At 37.1% G+C, this 14,564-nt stretch carries 20 protein-coding genes; 16 read left to right on the top strand and 4 right to left on the bottom strand.

Annotated elements, in window-relative coordinates:
• Window positions 1-19: 19 nt before the first annotated feature.
• Both AC6CHV_RS06030 and AC6CHV_RS06025 read left to right on the top strand, forming a co-directional pair.
• Window positions 20-277, top strand: a complete 258-nt coding sequence (locus AC6CHV_RS06030; protein ID WP_498078329.1) for a hypothetical protein — start codon at window positions 20-22, stop codon at window positions 275-277.
• Window positions 278-403: 126 nt separating this feature from the next.
• Window positions 404-1,201: a Cof-type HAD-IIB family hydrolase gene (locus AC6CHV_RS06025; protein WP_498078328.1), complete on the top strand. Its 798-nt coding sequence runs from the start codon at window positions 404-406 to the stop codon at window positions 1,199-1,201.
• A 126-nt stretch (window positions 1,202-1,327) separates the two neighbouring features.
• Here AC6CHV_RS06025 and AC6CHV_RS06020 read toward each other — a convergent pair whose 3' ends face one another.
• Both AC6CHV_RS06020 and AC6CHV_RS06015 read right to left on the bottom strand, forming a co-directional pair.
• Window positions 1,328-1,930, bottom strand: coding sequence for a LysE/ArgO family amino acid transporter (locus AC6CHV_RS06020; RefSeq protein WP_121449010.1), 603 nt, complete (start codon window positions 1,928-1,930; stop codon window positions 1,328-1,330).
• 41 nt (window positions 1,931-1,971) lie between these two features.
• A complete protein-coding gene (locus AC6CHV_RS06015) occupies window positions 1,972-2,805 on the bottom strand; it encodes a MerR family transcriptional regulator (RefSeq protein WP_440272757.1) in 834 nt (277 codons plus the stop codon).
• Window positions 2,806-2,914: 109 nt separating this feature from the next.
• On the opposite strand from AC6CHV_RS06015, the gene norA reads away from it, so the two are divergent.
• The 8 genes from norA (at window position 2,915) to AC6CHV_RS05975 (ending at window position 9,801) form a co-directional block, all read left to right on the top strand.
• On the top strand, window positions 2,915-4,105 hold the full coding sequence (gene norA / locus AC6CHV_RS06010) for a multidrug efflux MFS transporter NorA (protein ID WP_440272758.1): 1,191 nt from the start codon (window positions 2,915-2,917) through the stop codon (window positions 4,103-4,105).
• Between the two features lie 281 nt (window positions 4,106-4,386).
• A complete protein-coding gene (locus AC6CHV_RS06005) occupies window positions 4,387-4,791 on the top strand; it encodes a hypothetical protein (RefSeq protein ID WP_440272759.1) in 405 nt (134 codons plus the stop codon).
• A gap of 30 nt (window positions 4,792-4,821) precedes the next feature.
• Entirely contained in the window at window positions 4,822-5,307 is a 486-nt protein-coding gene (locus AC6CHV_RS06000; RefSeq protein ID WP_440272760.1) for a nitroreductase family protein, read from the top strand.
• A 1,046-nt stretch (window positions 5,308-6,353) separates the two neighbouring features.
• On the top strand, window positions 6,354-7,523 hold the full coding sequence (locus AC6CHV_RS05995; RefSeq protein ID WP_498078327.1) for an MFS transporter: 1,170 nt from the start codon (window positions 6,354-6,356) through the stop codon (window positions 7,521-7,523).
• A gap of 112 nt (window positions 7,524-7,635) precedes the next feature.
• Window positions 7,636-8,040 (top strand): group-specific protein, encoded by a 405-nt coding sequence (locus AC6CHV_RS05990; protein WP_498078326.1) that lies wholly within the window; start codon window positions 7,636-7,638, stop codon window positions 8,038-8,040.
• Between the two features lie 36 nt (window positions 8,041-8,076).
• On the top strand, window positions 8,077-8,253 hold the full coding sequence (locus AC6CHV_RS05985) for a hypothetical protein (protein ID WP_341333604.1): 177 nt from the start codon (window positions 8,077-8,079) through the stop codon (window positions 8,251-8,253).
• A 21-nt stretch (window positions 8,254-8,274) separates the two neighbouring features.
• Window positions 8,275-9,312 carry a serine hydrolase gene (locus AC6CHV_RS05980; RefSeq protein WP_498078325.1) on the top strand — a complete coding sequence of 346 codons (1,038 nt, stop codon included), beginning with the start codon at window positions 8,275-8,277 and terminating at the stop codon, window positions 9,310-9,312.
• A 36-nt stretch (window positions 9,313-9,348) separates the two neighbouring features.
• The gene (locus tag AC6CHV_RS05975) at window positions 9,349-9,801 is read left to right on the top strand and encodes a GNAT family N-acetyltransferase (protein WP_440272762.1); all 453 of its coding nucleotides are present in this window, start codon (window positions 9,349-9,351) and stop codon (window positions 9,799-9,801) included.
• 93 nt (window positions 9,802-9,894) lie between these two features.
• Here the strand turns inward: AC6CHV_RS05975 and AC6CHV_RS05970 are convergent, their stop codons facing one another.
• A complete protein-coding gene (locus AC6CHV_RS05970) occupies window positions 9,895-10,626 on the bottom strand; it encodes a methyltransferase domain-containing protein (protein WP_498078324.1) in 732 nt (243 codons plus the stop codon).
• Between the two features lie 119 nt (window positions 10,627-10,745).
• On the opposite strand from AC6CHV_RS05970, the gene AC6CHV_RS05965 reads away from it, so the two are divergent.
• The 5 genes from AC6CHV_RS05965 (at window position 10,746) to AC6CHV_RS05945 (ending at window position 13,259) form a co-directional block, all read left to right on the top strand.
• A complete protein-coding gene (locus AC6CHV_RS05965) occupies window positions 10,746-11,528 on the top strand; it encodes a methyltransferase domain-containing protein (protein WP_498078323.1) in 783 nt (260 codons plus the stop codon).
• A gap of 83 nt (window positions 11,529-11,611) precedes the next feature.
• Window positions 11,612-11,881, top strand: coding sequence for an adhesin (locus AC6CHV_RS05960; protein WP_498078322.1), 270 nt, complete (start codon window positions 11,612-11,614; stop codon window positions 11,879-11,881).
• Window positions 11,882-11,895: 14 nt separating this feature from the next.
• Window positions 11,896-12,243 (top strand): rhodanese-like domain-containing protein, encoded by a 348-nt coding sequence (locus AC6CHV_RS05955; protein ID WP_498078321.1) that lies wholly within the window; start codon window positions 11,896-11,898, stop codon window positions 12,241-12,243.
• A 165-nt stretch (window positions 12,244-12,408) separates the two neighbouring features.
• A complete protein-coding gene (locus tag AC6CHV_RS05950; RefSeq protein WP_498078320.1) occupies window positions 12,409-12,768 on the top strand; it encodes a hypothetical protein in 360 nt (119 codons plus the stop codon).
• 2 nt (window positions 12,769-12,770) lie between these two features.
• Window positions 12,771-13,259, top strand: coding sequence for a hypothetical protein (locus tag AC6CHV_RS05945; RefSeq protein ID WP_498078319.1), 489 nt, complete (start codon window positions 12,771-12,773; stop codon window positions 13,257-13,259).
• A 132-nt stretch (window positions 13,260-13,391) separates the two neighbouring features.
• On the opposite strand, the gene AC6CHV_RS05940 is transcribed toward AC6CHV_RS05945, so the two are convergent.
• The gene (locus AC6CHV_RS05940) at window positions 13,392-13,673 is read right to left on the bottom strand and encodes a hypothetical protein (protein ID WP_498078318.1); all 282 of its coding nucleotides are present in this window, start codon (window positions 13,671-13,673) and stop codon (window positions 13,392-13,394) included.
• Window positions 13,674-13,836: 163 nt separating this feature from the next.
• Here AC6CHV_RS05940 and AC6CHV_RS05935 point away from each other — a divergent pair, with 163 nt between their 5' ends.
• Window positions 13,837-14,331, top strand: a complete 495-nt coding sequence (locus AC6CHV_RS05935) for an NUDIX domain-containing protein (protein ID WP_498078317.1) — start codon at window positions 13,837-13,839, stop codon at window positions 14,329-14,331.
• The last annotated feature ends 233 nt before the right edge of the window (window positions 14,332-14,564 follow it).

Below are 14,564 nucleotides of genomic sequence, written 5' to 3'. Positions count from 1 at the left end.
ATATTTGGTGCCATTGCTCATGTTTTGGACAATAGGAGAAAAGGTAAAAAAGGAACGGGGTGAAATAATGTTAGCTAAGATTAAAGCACTACCCGAGAAAAAAGCATTCATGATCGGCATGTCAATTATTATAATCAGTCCATTATTATTATTTCTATTTTCGCTATTATTCCCTATAGATAATTGGATGACAATGATTATCCAAGGTATTGTCTGGGGTATTGCCACCTTATTTGTTTTAAGTGCTGCTGATAAAAGGCATTCACGAGTGAAGTAAGTAGAAAAGGATTTAGATTTGCCTTAAGTTTCCCGATAAACTTTATATTATCTGTACACAACATTTACTTGGCTTTAATATTCAGATGATATGATTGATTTATCAACGAATGAGGAGGCATTATAAATGAATGTACGTGCACTATTTATTGATATGGATGGTACATTGCTAACAGCTTCAAACAATATTTCCCAACGGAATTTAGAAGCCATTTATAGACTGATTAATCAGGGAGTAAAGGTTTTTCTAGCAACTGGCCGACACTACGAAGTAACGGCTCCCTACCATAAAGAAATCGGATTACGAACACCCATGATTTGTTTGAATGGCGCCTCTATTCATGATGCATGGACGGGAAAAGCGTTACAAAAGAGAACCGTCAACATAAATGAGGAGCGATTTCACCTTCTGACTGCTGATAGACCTTGTAATGTTATCGTTCATACAGTAGATGGGCTCTATTGTAAGGAAACAGATGAAGAAATCGATTATTGGACAAAAGTTGGGCAATCTCCACCAACATATATTGGAGATTTAAGACAGGCTCAGTACCAAGATGTACTTAAATATAGTGTTCGAACAGGAACAGCAAGTCCAGAGTTATCTTCTATATTTAAAAAGGAAGCAGAAGTCATTGACTGGAATGATGGGTTTGAATTAGTTGCACCTAAAGTTTCGAAATGGTCTGCTATAAAAAGCTTAATTCATGCTTATCGCATTAACCCAAAAGAAGTTGTCGCCATTGGTGACGGACCAAATGATATCCAAATGCTTCGTCATGTCGGTACTGGTGTGGCTATGGGGAATGCAGATAATGATGTAAAAGCAGTAGCTGATTTTGTTACAGGGCACCACCAAAATGATGGATTAGCTGAGTTCATCGAACGCTATCTATGTAAACCATATGAGACGTATGGCCTGTAAAGTAAGCTGAATGGTTAGTGATTAAAATGTTTTGCTTTTTTTCGTAGATTTAAAGAAAAACTAAATACACAATACATTCGGCCATATAAGTGAAATTATTATATGGCTTTTTCATCTCTATTTAACTCAAATTAACCCAACCAAAAGATAAATAGCTGTTCCCCATATAAAGATCGCAGAGCATTTATTGAATACCTTCATTAAAACTCCAGTACCATCTAATCTTTTCATAACCGCACCAGCCAGCATTAATCCAAAGAACCATATCCAAGATATAAAAATACAAGAAACGGTAAATAGCATTTGTTCTGTTCCGACATATTTTAATGCACTTGTTCCAATCACCCCGACGATATCTAGGATGGCATGCGGATTTAGCAAGGAAACGGATAAAGCAAAGATGATTTGTTGCCGGATAGGCAAAGCTTTGTTCGTTTCATTTGTTGTCGGTGAAGACCGCCAAATTGCGTATCCCATATATAGTAAAAACAAAATCCCCGCACTCATCAGACTAATCCGCAACCATTCAAATTGTAGAACGATTGCTGACAAACCAAACACAGCTAAAAGGATTAACAGTGTATCGCACAAACCAGCTGTAATAGTTGCAGGAAACGCCCGCAGTAGTTTTGGCTGTGTTGCCCCTTGCGAAAATACAAATACATTTTGTACACCTAAAGGTAAAATTAGACCAAATGCTAAGATAATCCCATGTAAAATGGCTTCCATATACTCAACTCCATTGTTTAAACAAATAGTTTGGTTCAAACTTATTTATCAGGTTTAAATACTTCTACCATAATCTTTGTTATATATTCTTCTTTTTGATTCGTTACAACCGTATCGTAAACATACTCTTCAAACACATAATTTCCTAAGGTTAGATTTAATCGTTCCATTTCCGAAAGAAGTCGTTTATATGTTTTATGTATTGTTTTATCATCACCGACATGGTATCCGATAAGGAAATCACCTTTTACAGCTTGGAAATAAGGATAACCCTCTTTGGGATTAGGTTGTTCCATATATAAGTAGCTATATTTAGAGAATTCTCCATTTAATACTTGCTCCCGTTTGGTTATACCACCTATAGGGTGGCCAGTGTCAAGTTGTGATTCATTTAATTCGTCAATAAATTCAGAAATGACTTCTACAAATTCTTCATCCGAAATATTTTCGATATTTCTACTTAAATAAAGTGTGGCTTCAGGTAAGTGTTCAAGGGTAATTTGGTCAAAGTTAATTTGTGCGGCCTCTTCCATTAATCCTATTTTAGCCTCAATTAGCTTTTCCTTCATTTCAATTTCTTGGCGCTTTTTCACGATTTCTTCCCGTTTTTGATACATTAAACGTAAAAAGCTTTCAGGGGATTTATTTTGTGTGTATTGTTGAATGTCGTGTAGTGACATATCGAGATCTTTTAATAAATCAATTACATAAAATAACTCCATTTGATTAATGGAATAAAATCGGTATCCTTTTTCATTTTTATATACTGGAGACAAAAGTCCGATTTGATCATAGTAAAAGAGAGTTTGTTTGTTAACCTTGCAAAGCTTTGCGAATTCACCAGTCGTTAAATACTTTACATTTTTTTCATTCATTTTTTACAACTCCATTCTTGACTATATAGTAACTATATACACTACGATAAAATCTGTAAACAAATGAAAAGTCTAATGGTATTTGTTTTGTTTAAGGAGTGTGAAATTGATGAAGACATATAAAGTCACTTTATGGTTATTATTAATGAATTTATTCATTGCATTTTTGGGAATTGGCCTTGTCATTCCTGTATTACCAACGTTAATGAATGAATTAGGTTTAACCGGTACAACAGTTGGCTATTTAACTGCTGTGTTCGCGATTGCTCAATTGATTGCCTCACCATTTGCAGGTAAGGCTGTAGATAAGTATGGAAGAAAAATAATGATTGTCATAGGCTTATTTATATTCGGCTTCTCAGAATTCTTATTTGGGATAGGGAAAGGAATTGAGATATTATTTATTTCGCGTATTTTTGGCGGAATTAGTGCCGCATTCATCATGCCAGCAGTTACAGCCTTTATTGCGGATATTACGACTTTGGAGACTCGTCCGAAAGCACTCGGTTATATGTCTGCGGCCATAAGCACAGGGTTTATTATTGGTCCAGGTATAGGTGGATTTCTTGCTGAATTGGGGACGCGAATTCCATTCTTTTTTGCAGCGGGACTTGGTACGATCGCAGCGATTCTTTCGATCATTTTATTATCTGAACCCGAACGTCAGACAGAAAATCACGAACAACCATCGGAAGACCAAGTTGGGTTTAAACGGATGTTTGCTCCAAAATATTTCATTGCGTTTATCTTAATTTTTATTGCTTCGTTTGGTTTAGCAGCTTTTGAATCATTTTTTAGTTTATTTGTGGACCACAAATTTCAATTTACACCAGCTGATATAGCCATTGTAATTACCGGTGGTGCCATTTTTGGCGCAGTGTCTCAAGTTCTTTTGTTTGATCGGTTAACGCGGATTTGGGGTGAAATTAAACTCATTCGTTATAGTTTAATCTTGTCAGCCTTACTTGTCTTCCTAATGACCGCCGTTCATTCCTATTTCGCAATTTTGCTCGTTACATTTATTCTGTTTGTCGGGTTTGATTTATTCCGACCAGCTGTTACTTCATATCTTTCGAATAACGCAGGGAATGAACAGGGATGGGCTGGTGGAATGAACTCAATGTTCACAAGTTTAGCAAACGTTAGTGGCCCAATTTTAGGCGGTATGCTATTCGATATCGACATCAATTATCCTTACTACTTTGCAACAGTGATACTTGCTTTCGGGATTATTTTAACCCTATTCTGGCGGAAACAAGAAAAAACGGTAAAACAAGTGAAGCCCAGTGTAGCTAATTAAGGTAGATAAAAATAATGTAGGTAAGCAAGCACAAAGGGGGAACCTCTTTGTGCTTTTTTACAGGAATAAAGTATCATCATCCATTTATCTCTAAACATCGTTTGACAATGAGAATCATTTTCATTTATAGTATTAATTGAGAGGTATTCTCATTTGAAATCGGAGGAACATAAGTGATATCCCCTTTTAATTATAGTCTCCATAATTAAACCATAAATAAGCGCTAGTTCCTCCACCCTGCTGATGAAGGGATAAAGATTGGCTTAGGGAAGGTGAATGTCATGAAGCATCGCTTTGTTTTATTAAGAACCAGTGTAATAGAAGTAGAATGTCCTTGCACCAAATGCGAGGGTATGAAAAAAATAGAAGTAAAAAAAGGGACTATATTAACCATAACTCCAGATAGGAAATATGTTGATAACCTTGGCTGGTATGTGTTAATTGATTTTGATGATAAATTCCAAGTATACATAAACATCCATGACTTTGAAAAATATTATTTTGAAAATATGTTCTGTTCGTTTATAGATTTAGATCTAAAATTAAACTATCTAGAATACAAGCTAAATGAATCTCTAGATGAAAGAAATGAAGAGGCTTTTCACCTATTATCAAATGAACTCATGGATTTGAACGAACTTAGGGAGAAGATTATTCGAAGCATGAGCATACATTATGAAGTATAAGTGTATATGATCACACAAGGAGGTATTGACTTGAGTATAATAGAGGTAATTAAGGCACGTCGTAATATAAAGAGTTTTAAACAGGATCAAATTGAAATGGAGCAGATATATAAATGGTTACAAGCAGGTTCGATGGCCCCGAACCATCGAATGACGGAACCTTGGGAAGTGTATGTTGTCGGTCCGGAGACAAGGAAAAAAGTAAATCATAAAACGAACTTCGGTAATGCACCATTAGTACTTGCTGTATTATCGAGACATGGTGCATCAGAAGCAGAGACGTACGAAAATGCAATTGCAACCTCTTGTTTTGTGCAAAACTTTCTCCTTGCTGCTTGGGCAGATGGTGTAGGTGCTTTCTGGTCATCAATCGCTAATGCCCAAAAAATTCGTGATATCTTAGGAGTTCCAGACGGTTATGATGTCATTGGAGTATTTGGTGTCGGATATCCTGCTGAAATTAAAGATGCAAAAGAACGAACATCTATTCAAGAAAAAATAAAGTACCTTTCTTAAAAAACCTCATATTGTTACAGCTATCATGGTGTGTTGATCCTTAGCGGGATTAACACACTTTTTTGTTTTATTTAGTAAGCTTTGTATATACTTTGTACAACACTGATGGCCAGGGGTGATATGAACTTGGTTGTCGTTCATAACACTTTGAGCTATCATTCAAATACGTTCATTTCGGACACGGAAGCTCCTGTTTCCATGAAAACTTTCCGAAACCAGCATGCATTCGGACCCAGCTGCTCCTATGCCCATGAAAGTAGTCCGAATCAAGCGGGCATTCGGACAATGCTGCTCCTGTGGTCATGAAAGTTGTCTGAATTCAGCATGCATTGGGACACAGCTGCTACTGTGCCCATGAAAACTGTCCGAATCCATAGTGCATTCGGACAATGCTGCTCCTGTGCTCATGAAAGCAGTCCGAATCCAGAGTGTATTCGGACACGGCTGCTCCTGTGCCCATGAAAACTGTCCAAATCTAGCGGGCATTTGGACACAGTCGCTCTTATGCCCATGAATGTTGTCAAAATCCATAGTGTATTCGGACACGGCTGCTCCTGTGCCCATGAAAACTGTCCGAATCCAGAGTGCATTCGGACAATGCTGCTCCTGTGCTCATGAAAGCAGTCCGAATCCAGAGTGTATTCGGACACGGCTGCTCCTTGGATCCAGAAAGCACTCCGAATCCAGAGTGCATTCGGACCCAGCTGCCTATATGACCATAAAAGCTGTCCCAATCCAGCATGCATTCGGACGCACCCGCCCTTGGAATATTGGAAGCAGTCCGAATCCATCACATATTCGGGCACGTAAGCCCCTTTCATCCAGAAATTTGTCAGAATTCCCCTTTCATTCCGACATCCCTCCTTGAAATCAGTATGCCTATAGTCGAAACATCCCTACAGGTCAACACCTCATACTTTCAGGAAAATTTTAAGCTAATTGTGAATTGGACGAAATCAAATAATATAGATGAGATTATTTTTCTTGAGTAAGTTTTCATCAACAGATACTATAGAGTTTGGAACATTATTAGGAAGGAAGACAACATGGATAAACGTATTTATTTTTTAATGATCATTTCCTTTATCATTGGGTTAGTTGAACTTATCATTAGCGGCATCTTAGATTTAATTGCAGAGGATTTAGAGGTAAGCATCGGACAAGTTGGCTTGCTGATTACTGTATTTGCTGTCATTTTTGCAGTGGCATCACCAATTTTACTTGTTATGACTGCTAAAATAGAAAGAAAAAGGCTTACCTTAATATGCTTATACATCTTTTTCATCGGTTGTATCGTAACCGTGCTCGCACCGACTTTTTCAATTTTGTTTATAGGAAGAATTATCCTTGCTCTGAGTGGAGCGTTATTAATCATCTTGTGCTTGGTTATGGCGCCTAGCTTAGTAGGGGAAAAGTATAAAGGCAGGGCAATCGGGATTGTGTCCATGGGAGTAAGTGCTTCTTTAGTTTTAGGGGTACCAATCGGTCTTATCATGGGTAATAGTTTTGGCTGGAGAGCACCTTTCGTACTTATTACGGTTTTGACGGGATTATCTATCATTGGCGTTCATCTATTAATGAGTAGAGTACAACCAAAGCCTCAAATTCCATTAAAGAAACAGCTGGCTACCTTGAAAAATCACAAAATTACTCTAGGGCTAACAACGACTTTTCTGTATATGACAGGTCATACGATCATGTATGCCTATTTTAAGCCATATCTAGAAGTTACCACTGATTTTAACGCGACGTGGATTAGTGTTATCTATTTCATTTTTGGTTTTGCAGCAGTAAGTGGTGGGGGTCTTGGCGGTGTCTTGGCAGATTTATTGGGCTCAAGAAAAACAATGGTTATTTCACTAGTAATTTTTAGTGCATTATTCTTTGTATTTCCATACTCGGCAGATTTGTATCTCGTGTTTTTCATTGTCCTAATTGTTTGGGGAATTCTCAGTTGGGCGATTTCACCAGCCATGCAATCTTATCTGATTGAAATAGCCCCTGAATCGTCGGAAATTCAACAAAGCCTGAATAACTCAGCCCTTCACTTAGGTGTGGCTGTCGGGTCCGTGATTGGAGCTGGAATCGTAGATACACTTTCGGTTACAGTAAACCCGTTTGCAGGTGGAATATTTATTATCTTATCACTCATTACAGTAGTTATTTCTGTAAGGAGCAAGGAAAAGGATACGTATAAAACCAGGAGCGCAATTTGATTTTCTTTCAAGTTGTGCTTTTTTTTATTCTTTGGAAAAAGTGCAAGGATTCAGAAGGATTCTCTAATCGAATAGGAGAATTGGTAATAAAAGCAAAAAAACAGGGGGAAATATGAAAAAGTTTTATGTTGCATCAAGTTTTAAGAACCTAGAATCAGTTCGTTATGTTGCACGACAATTAGTAAAAAAAGGTTTTATATATACTTATGACTGGACAAAAAATGAAAGAGCTTCAACATTCGAGGATTTAAAAGTTATTGGGACGGAAGAAAAAAATGCAGTATTAGAATCGGATTTACTAATAGTCCTAATCCCTGCAGGAAAAGGCAGTCACATTGAACTTGGAATAGCACTTGGGCAAGGTAAGAAAATCTATCTTTATTCCCCGGATGATCAAATAAATCATTTTGAAACAACAAGTACGTTTTATCATTTACCTGAAGTTGAAAAGTGTATTGGGACTATTGATGAATTAATAGAGACAGTTGTTGAAGGGAATTCGAATGTAATCAATTAATTATATTTTAAAAAGCTTTTTTACAGGAGAGAGAGTATGAAAATGAATAATTGGTGGTATGGCTTTTACTTTTTAGTTTTAGGGGTGGTATCCTTTTTTACCGGTGAAATCGTAACTTTTATCATGTTAGGGTTTATATTACTAGCTTTGAATAATATAAACTCCACGCTTAAGAAAATATACAAACAAAATAATGGTGAAAAACAGGATTAGCAATAGAAACGGAGCTATCTTATGAAATTAAAAAATCGTGATATTCTAGAGCTTATGGAACAATATCATGTACCTGGTTTGAGCATTGCATTAATTGAAAAAGGTCAAATCAGTAAAATAGAGAACTGTGGTGTCTTACAAGCAGGGACTACTAAAAAAGTAGCCGAAAACTCGATTTTTAATTCTTGTTCGATTAGTAAGTTTCTAACAGGAATGCTCGTTATAACTCTAACCGAACAGGGACTCCTTGTTTTAGATGAAGATGTTAACATAAAACTTGAATCATGGAATGTACCTGAAAATGAATATACGAAAAATAAAAAGGTTACATTACGAAACTTACTAAGTCATCAATCGGGACTTGTCGACCCTAAATATAGCTTCACAGAGTTAACAGTGGACATAGGTCTACCTTCAATGGTTGACCTATTAGAGGGAAGAACACCTTATTGCAACGAACCAATTGAAGTAAAATATGAACCTGAGAGTGAATCTCATTATTCGGATGCAGGTTTTTGTATTATTCAGCAGCTAACAGAAGACATTACTAAATTGCCATTTGACCAGGTTGTGAACGAACTATTATTTAAACCATTAAGAATGGAGAATAGCTTATTTGTTATGCAAACCACGGATATAAGAAAAGCAAACATTTCTAGTGGACATAATAAAAATGGCGAAATCGTTCATGAAAAATATCCAATATATCCATACCCCGCGGCTTCAGGTTTATGGACAACCACTGCAGATTTAAGTCGTTTAACTCTGGAATTAATGAATGCTTTAAAAGGTGAAAGTAAAATTGGCATTTCTGCGAGTAAAGCAAAGGAAATGATAAGCCCTCAAAGAGATAAGAAGTGGTGCGGATTGGGAGTGTTTTTAAACGGGCAAGAAACAGAGCTTGAAATTTCCTCACTTGGTTGGGGAATAGGGTTTCAATGTATGATGGTGGCATTTCCGCAAAGGGAGTCCGGTGCGGTGATCATGACAAACGCTGAATTAGGTATTCACCAAATGGAGGGTATTATTGGTGAAATATACAACTCCCTTGAAATATAACAAATTTAGTTATTCTATAACCGGAGGATGCGGAAAATGAAAATAATCTCTATTAAAGAAAATCCAGAACATATGAAAAGTGCGATAACCTATATTCAAAGCAAATGGGCTAGTGAACAAAGCTTGAAGGTATATGAAGATTGTATCGAACATTGCATTTCGAACACGAACCCATTGCCACAATGGTATCTTTTGATGGATGAAGAAAAAGTAATTGGCTGTGCTGGCCTGATTACAAATGATTTTATAAGCCGGATGGACCTGTATCCTTGGGTGTGTGCTATATACATTGAAGAAGAGTACAGAGGTAATAATTATGGGTCACTCCTGTTAGAACGAGCTAAAAATGATGCAAAAGCTGGAGGTTTTTCAAACTTATATCTTTGCACAGATCACATTGGTTTATATGAAAAATACGGGTTCAACCATATTGGTACAGGCTATCATCCGTGGGGAACGAGTTCGCGTATTTACGCAGTAGCTTTGTAAGAGATCTAAACGTAACCGAATCCATTAGGAGTTTGCCAATAAAGTGGGACAGGGCCACTGTCCCTTAGTTTGTTTTCTTAGTAAAAGTGGCGGTCACTTCCTACAAGAAAATATCAATACGACTGGAATTCGTTGTCTTCTTTTATACTCAGCATCACTTGAAAAATGTTCTCGCTGGGGAGACCCTTCACGTAAATTATCGATTCTAAAACCAGTCTCAGTAAGACCCCGGAAGTATTGCTCAATCGTCCTGTGATATTTTACAACGATTTGATCTATCCAAGGTTCTTTTCTTTCACCTTCAAGAAAATAATCATCAATTACCCAGTTCCCACGCTTATCTCCTGCTTGTTTGCTTATAAAAGAGGAAGTTGTGAGGGGATGCTGGACACTGAACACGAATTTTCCATTCGTTTTTAATGCATGATACGCGTTTTGAAAAAGAGACCGAATGTCTGAAATATAGTGTATCGCGAAGCGTGAGGTGACGATATCAAAGTGGTTTGAAGGAAAGCTGTATGTTTCTAAGTTTTCATGATAAATGGTTCCAGACTCACTGTTAAGATTAAGTTTTGCAGCTGAAACCATCTGCTCGGAACCTTCTACACCCGTGTAATAGGATGCACCTTGACTCAGTAGGTCATTGCCAAAGGATGCATCACCACAACCTAAATCTAGAATACTTTTATTTTGAAAATCACCGATTAGCTCATAAATAATCGGGGCTTCGATTGCATTATTGGGACTATCCTTTCTGCCTCTCCGCTTCATATAATTTGAAAAAAAGTCCTCGTGATCGTATGCACTTGCTCCTCGAAATTCCATACACGTCATAACCCCTTCCCCACATTAATTACTCATTGCTAATGGTTATTTTAACATGTATTGTAAAAATATGGGGTGAACTCATCGTTTTATTGAAAGGGTCGAAAGGGGAATGCCGATTGAGTGAATGGAAGGATCTAATCAAAGATTCACACGCAAGATGGGAAGAGAATGCGGAACTTTGGGATGATTATATGGGGTATGAGAGTAATCGATATCACCGTGAACTGATTCGCCCTTATACTGAAAAATTATTAAACATAAAAGAAGGCCAGACCATATTAGACATTGCTTGCGGTAACGGAAACTTTTCAAGGAGACTTGCAGAATTAGGAGCAGATGTTATTGCCTTTGATTACTCTGAAAAAATGATAGAGCGGGCAAAAATGAGAACGAAGGAATACATAAATCAAATCGATTATAAAGTTGTGGACGCAACCAGTTACGAGGAATTGTCTGAACTGGGAACTGAACAATTTGATAGTGCAGTAGCCAATATGGCTTTAATGGATATTGCGGATATTACGCCCTTGGTCCAATCCTTACATAAGATGTTAAAGCCAAATGGAGTTTTCGTCTTTTCTATCACGCATCCATGTTTTCAACCCCCTGGTGTCCGTAAAGTTACGGAGACAGAAGAAAGGGATGGAAATGTGATCACTACAAATAGTATTCAACTATCAAAATATCTCAACCCAGAACCCTACCAAGCCATTGGCATAAAAGGTCAGTCCAGCCCACATCTCATGTTCCATCGTCCGTTATCGTACTATCACAATCTATTTTTCGAGGCTAATTTTGTATTGGACGGTATGGAAGAGCCGAGTTTCCAAAATGTGACCGATAAATTTGATTGGCTCGAGATTCCACCTGTCCTTATTTTGCGGTTTCGAAAAAGATGATTCGGATATAAAAACAACCCAATAGGGTTGGGTCTAATAAAGATAAGGTTTATAATGAATGTGTTGATGGATAGGAGGAGAAAATGATGTACATAACAGACGAGGCGAAACAATTATTGGAAAATTCAGGTGCTGTGGGAATTCGTCTTTTCACAGTTCCTAGTCAGGAACATGGTCCACAAATTGCTTTAGCGCTAGATGAACCACATGAGTTTGACCGTGTTCAAACGATTAAAGGAATTAAAGTAGCCTTTGATCCAAGTGTAACTGGGACGGAAGTCTTAACATTAGACAAAGAGGAAACTGAAAATGGAGTAGGATTGGTTTTAACAGGACCAGGAAGCTATTCGTAAAAGGAGGAATAAAAATGCCCCTTAAAAAGATTACACCTGAAGAGTTATTTCAGCAAATGAATACTCAGGAAAAGATTACCCTTTTAGACGTAAGAGCAGAAGAGAAATACAATGATTTTCATATTGAAGGCCAAGGTGTTGAGAGTCAAAACATTCATAAAGAGGAAATTTTTAAATCAGAAGAAAACAAGAGTAATGCAGTTGGATCCTTACCAAAAGATAAAGAAATAGTCGTAACATGCACAACTGGAAACTCCGCCACAAAATGTGCAAACATCCTTTCAAATCAAGAATACAATGTTGCTGTATTAGAGGGTGGAATTACGGCTTGGAAGGAATTTTTAAAAAACAGAGCAGAATAATCAAAAACGACAGCGATTGCGAAAGTAGGCGATCGCTTTTTGTAACTTAATTTTATTGTCTGGATTTGATTTATTGTTTACCCTTCATGAATGTATAATAGAAACATATATTTAGGTGTGTAGTCCTCATGTTTCTAAGTCAGGTATCTGAGGGGAGATGGCAAAATGAATTACAAGATGAGAATCGCGACGATGCTGGCTGATCAAATTGATGGTTTTATTCAACTCGTTCAACAAAACTATGAAAATAAACATAAAACCTACATAGAAAATCCGGATAAATGGTACCAAGTGAAACTACTAATTGAAGAATTTAAGTTTCAACTAAACGCATCCGAACTTAGGAGAATAAACCGATTTTCTTGGAACGAAAAGTACACAATTTTATTAGTTGATGATGTTCAAAAGGGTTTGGATGTGATTGAGGAATACGTCGTGAGAAACTACGACGAGTTATTTATTTTAACGGGCAGACTTCACACATTAAGGAGTTTTGGTTCGTCACTTAAAAAGGATGAAGGTTGAGTATGCTTGGGATTAAAGGGTATGAACCAACTTTCTTTTCGGATAAAAATGAGTTTATGAGAGAGCATGGAGAAGGGTTAAGGAGATTAAAAGGTTCGCAACTTGAGGCAATTATCACTGTACATCATGTGAAAGATGGTGAGTTTTGGTCGGACTGTCCGGTTATTTTAGTTATCGGAGGAAAACAAGTAGAGTTTTGTTCCTTTAAAGATTGTGTTTCTGTTACCTGGGATGAAATAGATGTGAATGAAGGTTTAGACTGGTACGGAAGTCAGAATTTACAGCTTGAGTGGCAAAAAAACATGGTTGAAATTGTGACATCACTGATTGGAGAGAAAATAGAAAAAGTCGAGATCATTGAGGCATCTCTAGGCATTTTAAACGGAATTGGGTTTCAAATAGGCGCAAGCTATTTTTCCATCTTCAACGCATTGGACGAGACAGGCCTTTCATGTGTGAAAGATAAGGGTTGTACATACACAAAGCTATAGGGAAGATGGTAAAGGATATATATCGGGAATGAGTGCTGAATCAAGAAAGCTAGTGTAGGATGGACTAAATGAAAGTACATAAACTTCACACGACAAACCACCGACATTAATAAGGTGGTTTTTGTGTATGTATTATCTATTTTTGTAATACCAAAGCACCCGTTTAAGATGAAATATACTCTTGTCTATTACTTTATTTAAAACTAAGTACAGGCCAAGCATAAAAGTAATAATTAACATGACATGAATAACGTAATACCAAAAAGGGTGATTAAACAATATTGTAGTAGTAGTAATTCCCGAATTCCAATCGTTTATTTCTAACTGGTAAGGGAAAGGATCATAAAGTATATCGATAGTTAAATAAGTTAGTATAGATTGTAGAATAAGAAATGTTCCGATTGTTTCTTTCATTATTTTACCTCCATAAACCAATTCACTATTAACAGTTTAACATAAAAACAGTAAGTTTTTTCCACAAATGCCATAAGATTGGTTTAATAAACTAGTTATAAAAGGATTAATGATAATTTTTGTTGAATTCATAATACAAGTATTATTTAACGGAGGAATTAAAATGTTTTCATATACAATTTGTTTTATTAAACAAGGGAATAAAATACTTCTTCTTAATCGCGAATCCCCTGAGTGGATGGGAATTTGGAATGGCGTTGGCGGCAAATTAGAGAAAGGCGAAAACCCCTTTGAATGTATCATTCGAGAGATAAGAGAAGAAACGGGGATTGAGATGGAACCTCAAAACGTACGGCATAAAGGTAATATTACATGGACAAACCCATCTCATTCTTATTTTGACGGAATGTACGTTTATGTGGCCGAGCTGCCTGAGTCCTATCACTATACTACTCCACTCAAAACCGATGAAGGTATTTTGGATTGGAAAGACCTATCCTGGATCATGCATCCGAAGAACGTAGGCTTAGCAAATTTGAAATATTATTTACAAGAAATCTTACAAGACGAGACGAGCTATGAACATCGATTCATCTATAACGGGGACGATGTCGTGGATTTCAACAGGATACCCTTGGGTGAACCAGTTCTAAAATAGTAGTGGAAGGTGCATTGTTTTTTCCAAACTCATTTGTCTGAAGCTGTGTGAACTTCGGACAAGATCGAGTCGAAAAAGCAAGAGTGTGTCCGAAGCTGTATGAACTTCGGGCAGGGACGGGGCGGAAAAGCAAGATAGTGTCCGAAGTTGTATGAACTTCGGACAAGGACGGGGCGGAAAAGCAAGATAGTGTCCGAAGTTGTATGAACTTCAGACAAGGTCGAGTCGGAAAA

The organism is Ferdinandcohnia sp. GQ5 (assembly GCF_059759275.1).
Note: the sequence above shows the minus strand (reverse complement) of the source record. Positions and strands in the feature narration are given on the sequence as shown.

Excerpts from the sequence above, each read along its gene's own strand:
- AC6CHV_RS06030 (WP_498078329.1), top strand. The coding sequence starts at position 20 with ATGTTTTGGACAATAGGAGAAAAGGTAAAAAAGGAACGGGGTGAAATA.
- AC6CHV_RS06025 (WP_498078328.1), top strand. The coding sequence starts at position 404 with ATGAATGTACGTGCACTATTTATTGATATGGATGGTACATTGCTAACA.
- AC6CHV_RS06020 (WP_121449010.1), bottom strand. The coding sequence starts at position 1,930 with ATGGAAGCCATTTTACATGGGATTATCTTAGCATTTGGTCTAATTTTA.
- AC6CHV_RS06015 (WP_440272757.1), bottom strand. The coding sequence starts at position 2,805 with ATGAATGAAAAAAATGTAAAGTATTTAACGACTGGTGAATTCGCAAAG.
- norA (WP_440272758.1), top strand. The coding sequence starts at position 2,915 with ATGAAGACATATAAAGTCACTTTATGGTTATTATTAATGAATTTATTC.
- AC6CHV_RS06005 (WP_440272759.1), top strand. The coding sequence starts at position 4,387 with ATGAAGCATCGCTTTGTTTTATTAAGAACCAGTGTAATAGAAGTAGAA.
- AC6CHV_RS05995 (WP_498078327.1), top strand. The coding sequence starts at position 6,354 with ATGGATAAACGTATTTATTTTTTAATGATCATTTCCTTTATCATTGGG.
- AC6CHV_RS05990 (WP_498078326.1), top strand. The coding sequence starts at position 7,636 with ATGAAAAAGTTTTATGTTGCATCAAGTTTTAAGAACCTAGAATCAGTT.
- AC6CHV_RS05985 (WP_341333604.1), top strand. The coding sequence starts at position 8,077 with ATGAAAATGAATAATTGGTGGTATGGCTTTTACTTTTTAGTTTTAGGG.
- AC6CHV_RS05980 (WP_498078325.1), top strand. The coding sequence starts at position 8,275 with ATGAAATTAAAAAATCGTGATATTCTAGAGCTTATGGAACAATATCAT.
- AC6CHV_RS05975 (WP_440272762.1), top strand. The coding sequence starts at position 9,349 with ATGAAAATAATCTCTATTAAAGAAAATCCAGAACATATGAAAAGTGCG.
- AC6CHV_RS05970 (WP_498078324.1), bottom strand. The coding sequence starts at position 10,626 with ATGGAATTTCGAGGAGCAAGTGCATACGATCACGAGGACTTTTTTTCA.
- AC6CHV_RS05960 (WP_498078322.1), top strand. The coding sequence starts at position 11,612 with ATGATGTACATAACAGACGAGGCGAAACAATTATTGGAAAATTCAGGT.
- AC6CHV_RS05955 (WP_498078321.1), top strand. The coding sequence starts at position 11,896 with ATGCCCCTTAAAAAGATTACACCTGAAGAGTTATTTCAGCAAATGAAT.
- AC6CHV_RS05950 (WP_498078320.1), top strand. The coding sequence starts at position 12,409 with ATGAATTACAAGATGAGAATCGCGACGATGCTGGCTGATCAAATTGAT.
- AC6CHV_RS05945 (WP_498078319.1), top strand. The coding sequence starts at position 12,771 with ATGCTTGGGATTAAAGGGTATGAACCAACTTTCTTTTCGGATAAAAAT.
- AC6CHV_RS05940 (WP_498078318.1), bottom strand. The coding sequence starts at position 13,673 with ATGAAAGAAACAATCGGAACATTTCTTATTCTACAATCTATACTAACT.
- AC6CHV_RS05935 (WP_498078317.1), top strand. The coding sequence starts at position 13,837 with ATGTTTTCATATACAATTTGTTTTATTAAACAAGGGAATAAAATACTT.